This window comes from Pseudomonas sp. GL_103 (genome assembly GCF_057835175.1).
The window spans coordinates 1,607,959-1,622,580 of sequence record NZ_CM174420.1 but is presented as its reverse complement, the minus strand read 5'-3'; the positions used below and the strand labels follow the sequence as shown (position 1 = coordinate 1,622,580).

General features: G+C 59.6%; 12 protein-coding genes. 4 read left to right on the top strand and 8 right to left on the bottom strand.

The genetic code is table 11. The features are described 5' to 3' along the window. Positions 1-87: 87 nt before the first annotated feature. The 4 genes from AC3IP0_RS07405 to AC3IP0_RS07390 form a co-directional block, all read right to left on the bottom strand. Positions 88-1,014: a 5-oxoprolinase subunit C family protein gene (locus AC3IP0_RS07405; RefSeq protein ID WP_489327065.1), complete on the bottom strand. Its 927-nt coding sequence runs from the start codon at positions 1,012-1,014 to the stop codon at positions 88-90. Beyond that, the gene (locus tag AC3IP0_RS07400) at positions 1,011-1,715 is read right to left on the bottom strand and encodes a 5-oxoprolinase subunit B family protein (RefSeq protein ID WP_489327064.1); all 705 of its coding nucleotides are present in this window, start codon (positions 1,713-1,715) and stop codon (positions 1,011-1,013) included. The genes AC3IP0_RS07405 and AC3IP0_RS07400 overlap by 4 nt, the downstream gene beginning before the upstream one ends. Further along, positions 1,712-2,464 (bottom strand): 5-oxoprolinase subunit PxpA, encoded by a 753-nt coding sequence (locus AC3IP0_RS07395; protein WP_489327063.1) that lies wholly within the window; start codon positions 2,462-2,464, stop codon positions 1,712-1,714. The genes AC3IP0_RS07400 and AC3IP0_RS07395 overlap by 4 nt, the downstream gene beginning before the upstream one ends. A 73-nt stretch (positions 2,465-2,537) precedes the next feature. Next, positions 2,538-3,824 (bottom strand): MFS transporter, encoded by a 1,287-nt coding sequence (locus tag AC3IP0_RS07390; RefSeq protein ID WP_489327061.1) that lies wholly within the window; start codon positions 3,822-3,824, stop codon positions 2,538-2,540. Between the two features lie 146 nt (positions 3,825-3,970). Here AC3IP0_RS07390 and AC3IP0_RS07385 point away from each other — a divergent pair, with 146 nt between their 5' ends. The 3 genes from AC3IP0_RS07385 to AC3IP0_RS07375 all read left to right on the top strand — a co-directional run bounded on the left by AC3IP0_RS07385 (position 3,971) and on the right by AC3IP0_RS07375 (position 7,485). Beyond that, a complete protein-coding gene (locus tag AC3IP0_RS07385; RefSeq protein WP_489327059.1) occupies positions 3,971-4,900 on the top strand; it encodes a LysR family transcriptional regulator in 930 nt (309 codons plus the stop codon). Positions 4,901-5,012: 112 nt separating this feature from the next. Then, entirely contained in the window at positions 5,013-5,213 is a 201-nt protein-coding gene (locus tag AC3IP0_RS07380) for a hypothetical protein (protein ID WP_489319838.1), read from the top strand. 160 nt (positions 5,214-5,373) lie between these two features. Next, complete coding sequence (locus AC3IP0_RS07375) at positions 5,374-7,485, top strand: TonB-dependent receptor (RefSeq protein ID WP_489327057.1); 2,112 nt, start codon at positions 5,374-5,376, stop codon at positions 7,483-7,485. A 44-nt stretch (positions 7,486-7,529) separates the two neighbouring features. On the opposite strand, the gene AC3IP0_RS07370 is transcribed toward AC3IP0_RS07375, so the two are convergent. From AC3IP0_RS07370 to ltrA, 4 genes are all read right to left on the bottom strand, one after another. Next, the gene (locus AC3IP0_RS07370) at positions 7,530-8,072 is read right to left on the bottom strand and encodes a DUF2937 family protein (protein ID WP_489318752.1); all 543 of its coding nucleotides are present in this window, start codon (positions 8,070-8,072) and stop codon (positions 7,530-7,532) included. An 11-nt stretch (positions 8,073-8,083) separates the two neighbouring features. Beyond that, a complete protein-coding gene (locus AC3IP0_RS07365) occupies positions 8,084-8,860 on the bottom strand; it encodes a class II glutamine amidotransferase (RefSeq protein ID WP_489318751.1) in 777 nt (258 codons plus the stop codon). Between the two features lie 32 nt (positions 8,861-8,892). Further along, positions 8,893-9,390: an MFS transporter gene (locus AC3IP0_RS07360; RefSeq protein ID WP_489318750.1), complete on the bottom strand. Its 498-nt coding sequence runs from the start codon at positions 9,388-9,390 to the stop codon at positions 8,893-8,895. Between the two features lie 95 nt (positions 9,391-9,485). After that, complete coding sequence (gene ltrA, locus AC3IP0_RS07355) at positions 9,486-11,183, bottom strand: group II intron reverse transcriptase/maturase (RefSeq protein WP_489327056.1); 1,698 nt, start codon at positions 11,181-11,183, stop codon at positions 9,486-9,488. 1,180 nt (positions 11,184-12,363) lie between these two features. Here ltrA and AC3IP0_RS07350 point away from each other — a divergent pair. Continuing rightward, complete coding sequence (locus AC3IP0_RS07350) at positions 12,364-14,418, top strand: S9 family peptidase (RefSeq protein WP_489327055.1); 2,055 nt, start codon at positions 12,364-12,366, stop codon at positions 14,416-14,418. Positions 14,419-14,622: the final 204 nt, after the last annotated feature.

The following is a 14,622-nucleotide window of genomic DNA, read 5'->3' as shown; positions in this document are numbered from 1 at the left end:
AAGGCCTCTTCGCGAGCAAGCCCGCTCCCACATTGGTTTTGTGCACGACACAGATCAAATGTGGGAGCGGGCTTGCTCGCGAAGCTTTTAGCGGTGTGTGAAGCGCTGCAAATACTCGACATGTTCACGATGAGCGACATCCTGCACCACCGGCCGCAACCGCACCCGCGCCCCCGGTAAGCACTGCGCCAATCGCGCCAGCGCCAACGGCGTCAACGCCCCCAATCGCGGATAACCACCAATGGTCTGCCGATCATTGAGCAACACAATCGGCTGCCCGTCGGGCGGCACCTGGACCGCCCCCAACGGGATACCTTCGGAAATCATCGGTTTGCCCTGGTACTGCAGCGCCGTGCCCAACAGGCGAATGCCCATCCGGTCGGCTCGGCTGTCGAGGCTCCAAACGCTGTTGAACGCATCGAACAGGCTCTGCCCGCTGAACTCGCCAATCTGCGCACCGAGCACCAGATCCAGCAATGGCTCGCCGGTGAAATCCGGCACGTATTCGCTCGGCAACTCCCGCAGCAATACCAGCGAGTTCCCCGAGTAGCTCAAGAACGCGCCATTGCCCAGCGCATGGCCCATTCCGTCCAGGCCGCCGAGTTCCTCACGGACCACCGTTGCACTGCTGCCCAGCACTTTCGGTGCATCAAACCCACCCGGCGCCGCCAGATAGGCCCGGGCGCCGAGCAACGGCCGGGTGAATTGCAAACGCTGACCTTTGTGCAACCTGAAACTGCGCCATGGCGCCAGCGCTTCGCCGTCCACCTGCGCGCCAAGATCCGCTCCAGCCAAGGCCAGCACGCATTCTTCCTCGGCAACGACGGTGAACCCGCCAAGGGTGATTTCGATCACCGGCGCATCCAGTCCGTTGCCCAGCAGCCAGTTGGCCCAGGCCATCGAACACCAATCGGCCGCTCCGCCCTGGGTCACACCCAGATGCCGCACGCCGAATCGACCGGCATCCTGCAACAGGCACAGAGCCGTACTCGCTTCAATCATCAGACGGCTCATACCTGGGCCTCCAATGGCGTATCGTCACCGCCCAGGTTAATGAATTCGGCATGGTCGACCGCTTCGAACCGTACGGTGTCGCCGGGTTGCATCAGGCTGTAGCCGTCACGGTGGCGATCGAACAATTTGGCCGGCGTGCGGCCGATCAGGTTCCAACCCCCCGGTGACACCACCGGGTAGGCCGCCGTCTGCCGTTCGGCGATGCCGACACTGCCGGCGGCAACTTTCTTGCGTGGCGTGTTCAGACGCGGCGCGGCGAGCACCTCTTCCACCAGCCCCATGAAGGCGAAGCCCGGCGCAAAGCCCAGGGCGAACACCTGATATTCACGCTCGCAGTGACGACGGATCACCTCCTCCACCGCCAAGCCGCTGCGTTGCGACAACAGGCTCAATTCCGGACCGACGCTCAAGTCGTACCACACCGGCAACACATGGCAGGTACCGCGCGTACGCGCATTGGGCGACAGATCGATCAGTGCCTGGGCAATCAACTCCCGGGCCTGGGCAGGACTCAGCGCGGTCAAGTCGTAATGCACCATCAAAGTGGTGTAGGACGGCACCAGATCGATCAGATGCCCGGCGAACGCCATGCGCAGACTTTCGCTGGCCGCCAGCATCCACGGCATGTTGGTTTCGGCAATTTCATCGAACAGGCGCACCATCAGGCAATCCAGCGCCACCACTTCTACCCGCAGCTTCATGACGCGCTCTGCCGGTTCAAGGCTTCACGGATGCGTTGCACGGCAGCGACCGAACTGGCGTTGTCGCCGTGCACGCACAGGGTATTGGCCTGCAAATGCAGGGCGCTGCCGTCGCTGGCGGTGAGCGGATCGCCACGGGCAATGATCAGCGCCTGCTCGATGATTTTTTCCGGATCGTGATGCACCGCTCCCGGCAGTTGTCGCGACACCAGTCTGCCGGCGCTGTCGTAAGCACGATCGGCGAAGGCTTCGAACCACAGGGTCACGCCGTATTCATCGCCCAGTTGTTGGGCCGCGCTGTTGTCACGGGTGGCCATCAACATCAATGGCAGGTTGCGGTCATAGGACGCCACGGCTTGCAAAACGGCGCGCAATTGCGCCGGGTTGGCCATCATGTCGTTGTACATCGCGCCATGGGGTTTGACGTAACTGACTCGCCCGCCCTGGGCCTGGCATATGCCGTCGAGGGCGCCGATCTGGTAATGCAGAATGTCTTGAAGTTCCTGGGTGGCATAGGCCATGGAGCGGCGGCCAAACCCCACCAGATCCTGATAGGCCGGATGCGCGCCAACTTGCACACCGTGGCTGAGGGCCAGGCTGACGGTCTTGCGCATGATGCTCGGGTCACCGGCGTGAAAACCGCAGGCGATGTTGGCGCAATCGATGAAGGGCATGATTTCCGCGTCCAGACCCATGGTCCAGCTGCCGAAACTCTCGCCGATGTCGCAGTTCAATAGCAGGCGGCTCACACTGAACACTCCTGTAGGCTTTATTCTTTTCAGCTGCGGGACATATCTGTAAGACAGCCCCGCAGGTTATCAGTTACTGGGTGTCGAGTTGCTTGCCACGGGTTTCCGGCAGGCTCAGGGCCGCGAGGATCACCACGCCGTAGGAAACCGCTGCAAAGGCACCGATGCCCACACTCAGCGGCACAGTCTGGCTGAGCAGGCCGATCAGCAGCGGGAACAACGCCGCCAGTGCCCGGCCGATGTTGTAGCAAAAACCCTGGCCCGAACCGCGAATGCGTGTAGGGAACAACTCGGTCAGGAATGCCCCCATGCCACTGAAGATCCCCGAGGCGAAGAAGCCAAGCGGAAAGCCCAGCCACAGCATCACGCCGTTGCTGACCGGCAGTTGGGTGTACAGCAAGACAATGGTGAACGAGCCCACGGCGAACAGGATGAAGTTCTTTTTACGTCCGAGGATGTCGGTCAAATAGGCGCTGATGACATAACCGACGTAGGACCCGACGATCACCATCGCCAGATAACCGCCGGTGCCGAGTACGCTCAAACCGCGCTCGTTTTTCAGAAACGTCGGTAGCCAGGACGTGATCGCGTAGTAGCCGCCCAAGGCGCCGGTGGTCAGCAACGAAGCGCGAATCGTGGTGAACAGCATGCCGGGGGCGAAGATCTCGTAGAACTTCGACGGGTTGCTCGGTTCCTGCTTAGCCTTGGCCTCACGGTAAATTTCTGGGTCTTTCACCAACCGGCGAACGAAGATCACGAAAATCGCCGGCACGATGCCGAGAATGAACAGAGCGCGCCAGGCGTCTTCCGGTGGCAATACCGAGAACAGCAGCGCATACAGAATCGCCGTCAGCCCCCAACCCAGCGCCCAGCCGGATTGCACCATGCCAACAGCCTTGCCACGGTCCTGGGCACGAATGACTTCGCCAATCAGCACCGCGCCGGCCGTCCACTCGCCGCCGAAACCGAAGCCCATCAGGGTCCGTGCAATCAGCAGTTGTTCGTAACTCTGGGCAAAGCCGCAGAGGAAGGTGAAGAAGGCAAACCACAGCACGGTCAGTTGTAAGGTGCGCACACGACCGATGCGGTCGGAGAGAATCCCCGCCACCCAACCGCCGATGGCCGAAGCGATCAGCGTGCTGGTGTGAATCAGCCCGGCCTGGCCGGTGGTGATGCCCCACATGGCAATCAGGGTTGGCACCACGAAGCTGAGCATCTGGGTGTCCATGCCGTCCAGGCCATAGCCGATCTTGCAGCTCCAGAAGGTGCGGCGTTCCTGCTGATTGATGTTGCGATACCAGTCGAAAGGTCCCGGACGGGACGAGGCTTTCGCAATGGCGGTGGTGTCGGGCGCACTCATGGCAAATCTCCGCGCTGATTTTATTGGTATTGTTCTGAGCCCCGACGACGCCTATCGTGGGAACCGGATGCGTCGATTTTTGGACGCGCGCGCCTGTTGCGTCCAACTAATAAAAACCCGCCTTAGACATAAGAAATCTTTATCCCATGAACCTGAAGTTTCTCGAGACCTTCGTCTGGGTCGCCCGACTCAAGAGTTTCCGCCTGACCGCCGACAAGCTCTTCACCACTCAGGCCTCGATCTCCAGCCGCATCGCAGTGCTTGAAAGTGAGCTCGGGGTAAAGCTGTTTCTGCGGGATTCGCGCGGTGTGAGCCTGACGCCCGAAGGCCTCAAGGTGCTCGATTACGCCGAGCAGATGATGGACACCATGCAGGCACTCAAGCAGTCGATCGAGACCCGCTCGAGCAAGGCCGGACGGGTGCGCATCGGCGTGATGGACACGGTGATCCACACCTGGCTCAGCCCGCTGGTGGCACAGATGACCGATCACTACCCGCTGGTGGAAATCGAGCTGGTGGCCGATACCTCGCTCAACCTCTGCGATCAGCTGCAAAAAGGCTTCCTCGATGTGATCCTGCAGACCGACCTGCTGCGCCAGGAAAGCGTGCGCAGCCTGGAACTGGCCAGTCACCCCATGGGCTGGATTGTCGCCAGCAATTCCCTGTACAACCGTGAGTATTCAGGCATCGCCGACCTGGCGAGAGAGCGGATCATTACCTACTCGAAAAACTCTCACCCGCATCAGGAAGTGCTCGCCCTGATGCAGGCCAATGGCGTGACGGCGCCACGTCTGAACTGCGTGAACTCGGTGTCGGCGATTACCCGGCTGCTGCGCGATGGCTTTGGCATCGGCGCATTGCCGCCGGTGCTGGTGGCCGAAGAACTGGCGCGCGGCGAATTGACCTTGCTGGACATCGATCAACGACCACCCGACTTGCAGGTGGTGGTGTCGTGGCGAGTGGGCGTGGAATGGGTTGAGGAGATTGTGGCGTTGTGTCAGCAGGTGCTGGAGGAGTATGCGCGGAAGGTGGGAGAGCGCTACATGGTCTTGAGCAAACCCCTGGCCAGACTCTGAAAAGGAGCTTTCCATATCACAAGAAGCAATTACTATCATTTGCATTAATATTTTGAAAATGTATTCTCTGCGCGCATTCAGCTAAACCACTGTCCAGAAGGAGTCGGACTTGATGCGCGCTTTCACGCAAAGACAGCAGCAACTGCTCTCACACTGGAGCCAAACTCTCGGCACTCCGGCCTTCCAGTTCCGCCGCATCACCCTCGACCATTTGAGCAATGCCCTGGCGCCCGCCGCGCAGCGCTGCTTCCAACGCCTGATCCAGATTACACCTTGCGCCTCATCGAGGGCGTTGCCTGGCTCAGCACCCTGACGCTGGCGGCCACGGCACTCGCTAACGAATGGCTAGGGTTTCTCGTCAGCCGGTTGCTCTAGCCGCCATCGGGATCCGCTGGGTGCGCTCATTCTCCTTCGCGCCAGCCCCCGCAATCTTGTCTACCCACACTTGTCACGACTAAGAAAAAGACCACCTCATGACCCGAACCAAACTTTCCGTGTTGATTCCGTTGCTCGGCTCCGTCAGCGCCCAGGCCTGGGCCGAGAACACCGACCAGCAACCTGGCACATTGAACATGCAAGCCACCGTCGTTTCCGCGACGCGCAGCGAAGCGACCATTGCCTCGATTCCAGGCTCGGTCCAGGTGATCGACGAACAACAGATCCGCCAACAGAGTGGCGCCGGGCGTCGGGTCTCCGACATTCTGGGGCAACTGGTTCCCGGCCTGGCGCCGTCCAGCGGCGGGATGAGCAACTTCGGCCAGACCCTGCGCGGGCGCAACATGCTGGTGTTGATCGACGGCGTGTCGCAGAACGCCACGCGTGACAACTTCCGCCAACTCAACAGCATCGCGCCGGCCAGTATCGAACGCATCGAGGTGGTTTCCGGCGCCAGCAGCATTTATGGCGCCGGTGCTTCGGGCGGCATCATCAACATCATCACCAAGCGCAACCAGGGTCAGGACCTTGCCTACAGCAGCAAACTGGGCCTGACCACCGGCAACAACCTCAACAGCAAGGGTTTCGCCTACGAGGCCTTTCAGAGTGCGACCGGGCGCAAGGATGCCCTGGACTGGTACGTGTCCGCCGACCTGACCCAGCGCAACGATCAGTACGACGGCAACGGCAATCGCATCCCTCAGGACACGTCCCAGGGCAGCAACATGGACACCGACACCTATGACCTGCAAGGTCGTTTCGGTTACGAACTGGATGCCGATAAAAAACTCAGCCTGTCGCTGCAGGACTACAAGGACCAGCAGGACACTGACTACACAAAAAACCCGAAAAACCTGCAAGAGGCCGAGGCGGTCAAAGGACTGAAACTCGACGACCAGCCCTACACCCATAACCAGGCGGCCAACCTCAACTACACCGACAACGACTTCTACGGCCAGGGCCTGCAACTGGAAAGCTACTGGCGCCGGGCCGACGCGCTGTTCTTCCCGGACCTGTCGCGGGGCAAGGCCGGGATCGCCGACAACAACAGCGTGCAGGATGTGTACGGCCTGCGTGCGGCCATCGACACGCCGTTGCCGGCCATCGGCAGCGCCACGGGCAACCTGGTCTGGGGCGCCGACTATGATCACGAACGCTCCCGCCAGCGCGGTGACCAATACACCCTCAAAGGGCTGACCTACACCAAGACCGGCACCACTTACGAGATGGGCCCGGATATCGAAACCACCACCAAGGCGCTGTTCGGGCAGATGTCCTGGGACATCGGTGACTGGACCTTGCGTGGCGGTGTGCGCCGCGAATGGATCGAAAGCGAGGTCTCCGACAGCATCGCCTACGGTCAGATCGTCCAGACCGGCGTGCGCGCCATCCTGCCCGGTGACACCCTCAAATACGACGCCACGCTCTATAACCTGGGCGCGGTCTATCACCTGAGCGAACATCAGGACGTCTTCGCCAATTACAGCCAGGGCTTTTCGCTGCCGGACATCCAGCGCTTCTTGCGGGACGTGAACAGCACCTTCGACATCCAGAGCCTCAACGCCCAGGCCATCAAGGTCGACAGCTACGAGCTGGGCTGGCGCGGTGACTGGGACCAGTGGCAGGCCGACGTCACCGTCTATGAAAACACCTCGGACGTGACCCAGTTCTACGATGCCAATAGCCGTGTCTTGCGTCTGATCAATCAGAAGGAGCGGGTTCGCGGCATCGAAAACAGCCTGACCTACCGCGCGACCGATCACTGGTCGGTGGGTGGCACCTATGCCTGGGCCAAAGGCGAGACCCAGCAGAACGGGAAATGGATCGATCTGCCGGCGACACGCATTTCACCGGCCAAGACCACGCTGTTTGTCGGCTACACCGAAGACGACTACTCCCTGCGCCTGCAAGGCATGCACCTGGCCAGTTACGACGCTGCCGCCAAGGACAACAACGGGCGCGACATCGAAGGTTATACGCTGGTGGACCTGCTCGGCTCCGTGTACTTGCCGGTCGGTCGCCTGGAAGGCGGGGTGTACAACCTCACCGACCGCACGTACGTCAACCTGTTCGCCCAGGCCAACGCCAAAGCGCCCTACCCCAACGCCGAAGGCCGTACCTTGAGCATGACCTATTCGATTGATTGGTAATCGAGCAAGGAGCCGGCTTGCCGGCTCCTTGACGTTCAAGGGTGTTACAAGCCGCGCAAATCCCGCTCTTCGATCGGCCGGCTCTGGCGCAGGCGTTTGCCACCCAACACCACCCAATCGATCAGTCGGAACAGGCACTCGATCCCGAACGACAGCAGCAACGCGCCGCTCATGCCCCAGACCATCGCCTCGGGCGTCAACAGGATCTGGTAGCTGTAGCCATTCCAGGTTTCCTTGCGGATATCCGGATCGGCGGCCAGCACCACTTGCAGGAAGCGGATGTACCACGGGCCCTGCATCGCCTGGAATTGCTTGTCCAACACCACCTGACGGGTCAACAGATTGCCCAGGCTGTCGGCATCGCTGCGAAAGATCGGGTCTTCGCTGGCGCGGTAGTGGGCCACCAAGGCCTGCATGTCACCCTTGAAGAACTGATTGGCGGTGTTCTGGAACCCGCTCAACCCGGCTTGCGCCTCGATCAGGTGCGCCTCGACCCGCTTGGCGTAATCGCTGATGAAGCCCGGTACCTGGACACCGATCAACAGGCCCGCCGCAAACAACACCAGCCGTAGATAACTGAGCAACATGCAAGGAGTCCTTATTCGGTCTGGCCCTGGCTGACGCATTCGCCGCGTCGCCACAGGCTCCATTGACCCGGTTCGTAACGGGTCCAGGTTTCGTTTTCGGTCAGGGGTTCGGTGGCGATGACGGTGACCACATCGTTAGGCGTGGTTTCGGCTTGAAAGTCGACGATCACGTCGACATCTTTCAAGCGCGCCGGGCCAAACGGTGCGCGACGGGTGATTTGCGCCAGCTTGGTCGAGCAATAGCAGAACAACCAGTCGCCGTCGCTGAGCAGGCAGTTGAATACGCCTTTGCTGCGGTATTCGGCGCACGCTGCCACCAGATCAGGCAGCAGCTCTTCGACCTCGACCGGCTCGGGGAACGCCGCACGCACACGGTTGAGCAAATCGCAGAACGCCGCTTCGCTGTCGGTATCGCCGACCGGGCGATAGAAACTGGCCACTGGCTGGAAGTCCGCCAACTGGCCGTTATGGGCGAAACACCAGTTGCGTCCCCACAGCTCACGGACAAACGGATGCGTGTTGGACAGACAGACCTTGCCGACGTTGGCCTGGCGGATGTGCCCGATCACCACTTCGCTCTTGATCGGATAGCGCTGCACCAGGTTCGCGACTTCTGACTCGCAGCTCGCCGCCGGGTCCTGGAACAGCCGCAGCCCACGGCCTTCATAGAAGGCAATACCCCAGCCATCGCGGTGCGGGCCGGTGCGTCCGCCGCGCTGCATCAGCCCGGTGAAGCTGAACACGATATCGGTCGGGACATTGGCGCTCATGCCCAATAACTCACACATGCTCGGACTCTCGCTCAATCGCAGGGGCAAGGTTACAGACGGGGTTCGACTCGCATCCGCTGAGGATTGCTCGGCACGGGCGGACGACCGTAACGATCATCGCCGGCACCGCCGAACGGTTGATCATCCTCAGGCTCGTCGGCACGGACGGCGGCTTTGCTGGCAGCCTCACGCTCCTTGCGGGCGTTGGAGGCGCGTTCGATGGGGAAACGGATCGCCACCAGCACCAGATAGAGGCCGAACGCGATCATGCCGTACATGAACAGATCGGAAATCGCCCGCCAGGCGTTGTTGCCGACCTTGAACAGCAGGTCGAGCGCGGTAATGGCGACAGCCGGTGCGACTTTGTCCTTCACCGGGTCGATGATGGTCGGGCTGAACAGCAGCACGATCATCGCCAGCCGCAATGGCTCACGCAGCCAACGCCACATCCAGCGGGTCAAGCGCATCCACACCAACAGGCAGCCCAAAGCGGCGAAGGCGTAGAGGCCCCAAGCGATCAGATAGTCGTTCTCGGTCATGGTGTCCATGGCAAGGCAGGCAAGTCGGGTAGAGACAGGCCATTACTGGCCTGCCTCCCCCTAAGAACCGTACGTGCGCCTTTCAACGCATACGGCTCAAGTCTTTAGAAAGCCCCTTGCGGAGCCGGTTTGTTCACTGTCAATCCACGGCTGTGAAGCTGTTGGTGACAAATAGGATGCAATAGTACCCGGTTATCCAGGGTGTCTCTACCGCCATGAGTGCGGTGGATAATGTGATGGTCATGCCATCCCGTTTCCTTCGTAATCGGTTGTTTGCACATCAGACACAGTCCTTTCTGGCTTTGATAGAGACTGAGAATCTGCTTGCGATACTTCAGCTTTTTCAGCATCTGTGCCGTCCGCAGCTTCTCGCCCATTTCTTCCATGGAAGGGTCGAAGGGGTTGTACTCCCCACTAACCTTCCTGTGTCGTTCGATCGGTGTACTCGCAAGCGAATACAGAGCGACCTCCTTTTTCGTCCCGTTTTCCTCCAACATCGTGGTGGCAAACACCCAACTTCTGCTTCCTTGAGTTCGGAAATACTTCTTCCCGATCCATTGCAGTGACTTGTTCGGGTGCCGCCGCTTTGCCCAACGCCATAGAGCATAAAACAACAAATTATCCATGCGGCTGTAGGCCTGCTTGGCTACTACAGGCTGGTGATACAGCGCCCAGCCTTTCAAGATGGGATTGAGCAATCGAATCAAATACTCCTGCTTCGCCATCTTGTTGGCGTCGATGACCTCCTTCACCTTGTGATAGAACGCCTTGACGTTCTTCTTACTCGGTTTGATCAGAAGCTTCCCGTCGTACTTGCGGAAATTCCAACCTAGAAAGTCAAAGCCTTCCTTTATATGGACGACACGCGTCTTCTCGAGTGACAACTGCAGCCCCCGCACTGCTAGGAACTGCTCCACCCAAGGTCTGATTTCGCTTTCCAGTACCTCTTTCGAGTTTCCAGTAATCACAAAATCATCCGCATACCGCACCACATTGATTTTCAGCTTCTTGGCCTTGGTCACACCCAGATGTTGCTTAAGTTGTGACTCCAGCCCATCCAGCACCAGATTCGCCAAGCTGGGCGAGACAATCCCGCCTTGTGGCGTACCAGCATCCGTTGCCTGTAGCTGGCCTTTATGAATCACGCCAGCCTTCAACCATTTCCGAAGAATCGCTTTGTCCGTAGGGACGTTGGCGAGCATCCAGTCATGATTAATGTGATCAAAGCAGCCTTGTATGTCCGCCTCCAGTATCCATTGGGCCGAAACCTTCTTGGATAGGCAAACAAACAACTGTCCCATCGCATCCGCCGTAGAGCGTTCGATCCTGAAGCCGTAGCTGTTCGGATCGCCCTTGGTTTCTGCAATGGGTGCCAGAGCTAGCAAATACAGCGCCTGCATAGCCCTGTCAGTCATGGTTGGGATACCCAAAGGGCGTTCCTTCCCATTCGACTTCGGAATGAACACACGCCGTAAAGGTCGTGGTTTATATCCGTGACGCTTCAACCCATTTGCCGCTTTCCATTTTGCGTCGGGTGTATCCCAGAGCACGCGGTCGACTCCCGCCGTGCGCTTACCCTGGTTTTCAGTGACTCGCCGTACGGCCAAGTATCTGGCCGATCGAGAGCGGGTCAGCATCCGTTGCAGGGCTTTCACCCTGCGCCATTTGCCTTCCCGACAAGCCTTCGCAATCCGCACCCGCATTGCCCGAACATTCCGCTGAACACGACACCAATCGATGTCATGCCATTGTTGCGGAGTGCCGGAAAGCGCAGGCACGGCCATTTGGCTGTGCTCTATCATGCTGCCTTCCTCTCAAGTTTCCCCGAGCAGAAGACGTACGCATCCCCTGACGGGAATGGACGCTCCCGTCAGGGTTGGATTAGTAGGAGGCCCAATACTGCGGGTCTCTAAGATCATTGAGACAGGTTCAGTCAGAGTTCATGCGACGAAAGACCACGCAGAAGTCTGCCCGGTTTCCCGTGAGGTAATGTCCCAACCCCTATCCGAGCCATTACAGCCCGGCTTTCGCTTTCTCTGCGATCCCATACCCGCACAGCCAACAGATCCCCTTGCGGTTCACCTGCCCGAAGGCGGCCATACGGGCTTACCACGTTCCCTGCCTGTCACACGATTGGTTTAGGGCCTGCCTTTTCACCGATGGTCCTATGACGACGTACCTCAAGCCTCTACAGAGGTATCCGACCACGTGCCTTTTGGCTCAAGCCTGACAGCAGTTTTGGCTTGTTCATAATTACGGCGTTTATCAGCAGTTCACTTACGTTACCCATACCAACCAGCCTAGCGTCTCAACCCGGCACTGCTCCGAGTATCTATGCTTTACCTCGCGGCAAAAGCACACCCTGACGGGGACTACATTGTGAGAAGAGCTTCACACCTCACCGTTACCAGTGACGCATGTCTTCCTAGGCTATCGTTGGTCGCACAACGAGTCCGCTGCCACCTTGCGAGCAAGGTAGATGGACAATGACAGACAGAGCTTTCGCTCATGTCTCCGGTTTGATGTGAGCAGGGACTGCCGAGGCAGCATGCCCAAAGAAATTGTTACCTCCTGTTTCAAAAGCAGGAGGGAACCCCAGCGGGGATTCTCTCCCGCATGGGTTTAGCCCTGAACAGGGCTGATGTGTAGTAGGCACTCCAGTACCGGAAAATCTGGTACTGCGGTCGAGCTACCGAGCGCTAATCGACCTTGAGTTTGCCACCGCCGCTGCGGCAAGTCCTTGAAGGCATTGGACTTCTGGGAGGGTTTTGTTTCTTGGGGTTGGGTACCCAAGCTCTTGGCTTCCTTTCGGAAGCCCTTCAAGATGACTCTACACCTCGAAGTCTTGGAGACACGCTACGCGTGTCGCACAGAGGCGCTTATGATAACGGCTTTTCGCCCGTCAGGCTGCATCAATGCCTGACTGTTGGGTGCTATCCAGGTTGCCAAGCCCCTATTCCGTACACTGTTCGAGAGCCCTTCATGCCCCTATCCGCCACCATTCACGACGCTCCGATCGCCCACAAGGCTGAAGGCTCCGATCCGTATGCCTGGCTGCAAGAGCGCGACACCGAGGCAGTGCTCGACTACCTGAAAGCCGAAAACAGCTATCAGGAGGCGCAAACCGCCGACCAGGCCGGATTGCGCGAAACCCTGTTCGAAGAGATCAAGGGCCGGATTCTCGAGACCGATCTGTCCCTGCCTTCACCGTGGGGCCCCTATCTGTATTACACCCGCACCACGGCAGGCGATGAGTACGCCCGGCACTACCGCTGCCCGCGTCCGGCCGATGACAGCCTGACCCTCGACGAAAGCCGCGAACAACTGCTGCTGGACCCCAACGAACTGGCCAACGGCGGTTTCTTTTCCCTGGGGGCGTTCAGCATCAGCCCGGACCATCAGCGTCTGGCCTACAGCATCGACTCCAGTGGCGAGGAGATTTACACGCTGTTCGTGAAGGAATTGTCCAACGGTCGTGTCAGTGAACTGGAATTCCAGGACTGCGACGGCAGCATGACCTGGGCCAACGACAGCCTGACGCTGTTCTTTGGCGAACTGGACGATACCCATCGCCCGCACAAGCTGTATCGCTATCGCCTGGACGGCACGGCGGCCGAAGAAGTGTTCCATGAGCCGGACGGGCGCTTCTTCATGCATTGCTACCGTTCAAGCTCCGAGCAGCAATTGCTGCTGTCCGTGGGCAGCAAGACCACCAGCGAAGCCTGGGTCCTCGACGCCAACCAGCCGCAGCAAGCCTTTACCTGCATTGCGCCACGGGTCGAGGATCATGAGTACGACGTCGACCACGGCGTACTCGACGGCCAATGGACCTGGTTCATTCGCAGCAACCGTGACGGCATCAATTTCGCCTTGTACACCGCTGTCGATACCGGCGCCGCGCCCACCGAAGCCGACTGGCAGAACCTGATCCCCCACAGCGACACGGTGATGATCGACGGCATCAGCCTGAACACCGGGGCCATGACCCTCAGCCTGCGGGTTGGCGGCTTGCCGGTCATTGAAGTTCACCCACAAGGCCTGGCGCCTTATCGCGTGCAACTGCCGGATGCGGCCTACAGCCTGCACGTGCAAAACAGCCTGGAATTCGAAAGCGACCGGATTCGCCTGCGCTACGAAGCGTTGAACCGTCCGGCGCAAATCCGCCAGCTTGAACTGGCGAGCGGCGAGCAGAAAGTCCTCAAGCAAACCCCGGTGCTCGGCCCGTTCGATGCCGACGCCTACGTCAGCCAGCGCCTGTGGGCCACTGCGCCGGACGGCACGCAAGTGCCCATCAGCCTGGTGATCAAACGCGCAGACCTGGGCAAACCCGTGCCGCTCTACCTCTACGGCTATGGTGCGTACGGCGAAAGCCTCGACCCGTGGTTTTCCCATGCGCGCCTGAGCCTGCTGGATCGCGGCATGGCGTTTGCCATTGCCCATGTGCGTGGCGGTGGTGAACTGGGGGAAGCCTGGTATCGCGCCGGCAAGCAGGAGCACAAGCACAACACCTTCAGCGACTTTATCGCCTGCGCCGAACACCTGATCGCCCAAGGCTTCACCACTGCACCGCAGCTGGCGATCAGTGGCGGCAGCGCCGGTGGCTTGCTGATCGGCGCGGTGCTAAACCAACGGCCGCAACTGTTTGGCGCCGCCATCGCCGAAGTGCCGTTCGTCGACGTTCTCAACACCATGCTCGACCCAGACCTGCCATTGACCGTGACGGAATACGACGAGTGGGGCAACCCTGAAGAACCGGACGTCCATGATCGGATCAAGGCCTACGCCCCGTACGAAAACGTCACCGCGCAAGCCTATCCGGCGACCCTGGTGATCGCCGGCTACAACGACAGCCGCGTGCAGTACTGGGAAGCGGCCAAGTGGGTGGCGAAATTGCGCGCAACCAAGACCGACAGCAATCCCCTGCTGCTCAAGACTGAACTGGGTGCCGGGCATGGCGGGATGAGCGGTCGATATCAGGGATTGCGTGACGTAGCACTCGAATATGCATTTTTGTTCAAGGTTCTGGGTATTGCCTGAGGAACTTGGGCCGATGAACCGGTCTTAATTCCGCACGCTGGTAGCCGATACAACACAAAACCCATGTGGGAGCGGGCTTGCTCGCGAAGGGGCCGTAACATTCAGCAGAGATGTTGACTGACACACCGCCTTCGCGAGCAAGCCCGCTCCCACAGGGGATTTTCGGTGAATTCAAATACGAGTCAGCAACAATCACAAAAAAGA

Coding starts and splice junctions, on each gene's coding strand:
- AC3IP0_RS07385 (WP_489327059.1), top strand. CDS start 3,971: ATGAACCTGAAGTTTCTCGAGACCTTCGTCTGGGTCGCCCGACTCAAG.
- AC3IP0_RS07390 (WP_489327061.1), bottom strand. CDS start 3,824: ATGAGTGCGCCCGACACCACCGCCATTGCGAAAGCCTCGTCCCGTCCG.
- AC3IP0_RS07380 (WP_489319838.1), top strand. CDS start 5,013: ATGCGCGCTTTCACGCAAAGACAGCAGCAACTGCTCTCACACTGGAGC.
- AC3IP0_RS07360 (WP_489318750.1), bottom strand. CDS start 9,390: ATGGACACCATGACCGAGAACGACTATCTGATCGCTTGGGGCCTCTAC.
- AC3IP0_RS07350 (WP_489327055.1), top strand. CDS start 12,364: ATGCCCCTATCCGCCACCATTCACGACGCTCCGATCGCCCACAAGGCT.
- AC3IP0_RS07400 (WP_489327064.1), bottom strand. CDS start 1,715: ATGAAGCTGCGGGTAGAAGTGGTGGCGCTGGATTGCCTGATGGTGCGC.
- AC3IP0_RS07365 (WP_489318751.1), bottom strand. CDS start 8,860: ATGTGTGAGTTATTGGGCATGAGCGCCAATGTCCCGACCGATATCGTG.
- ltrA (WP_489327056.1), bottom strand. CDS start 11,183: ATGATAGAGCACAGCCAAATGGCCGTGCCTGCGCTTTCCGGCACTCCG.
- AC3IP0_RS07405 (WP_489327065.1), bottom strand. CDS start 1,014: ATGAGCCGTCTGATGATTGAAGCGAGTACGGCTCTGTGCCTGTTGCAG.
- AC3IP0_RS07375 (WP_489327057.1), top strand. CDS start 5,374: ATGACCCGAACCAAACTTTCCGTGTTGATTCCGTTGCTCGGCTCCGTC.
- AC3IP0_RS07370 (WP_489318752.1), bottom strand. CDS start 8,072: ATGTTGCTCAGTTATCTACGGCTGGTGTTGTTTGCGGCGGGCCTGTTG.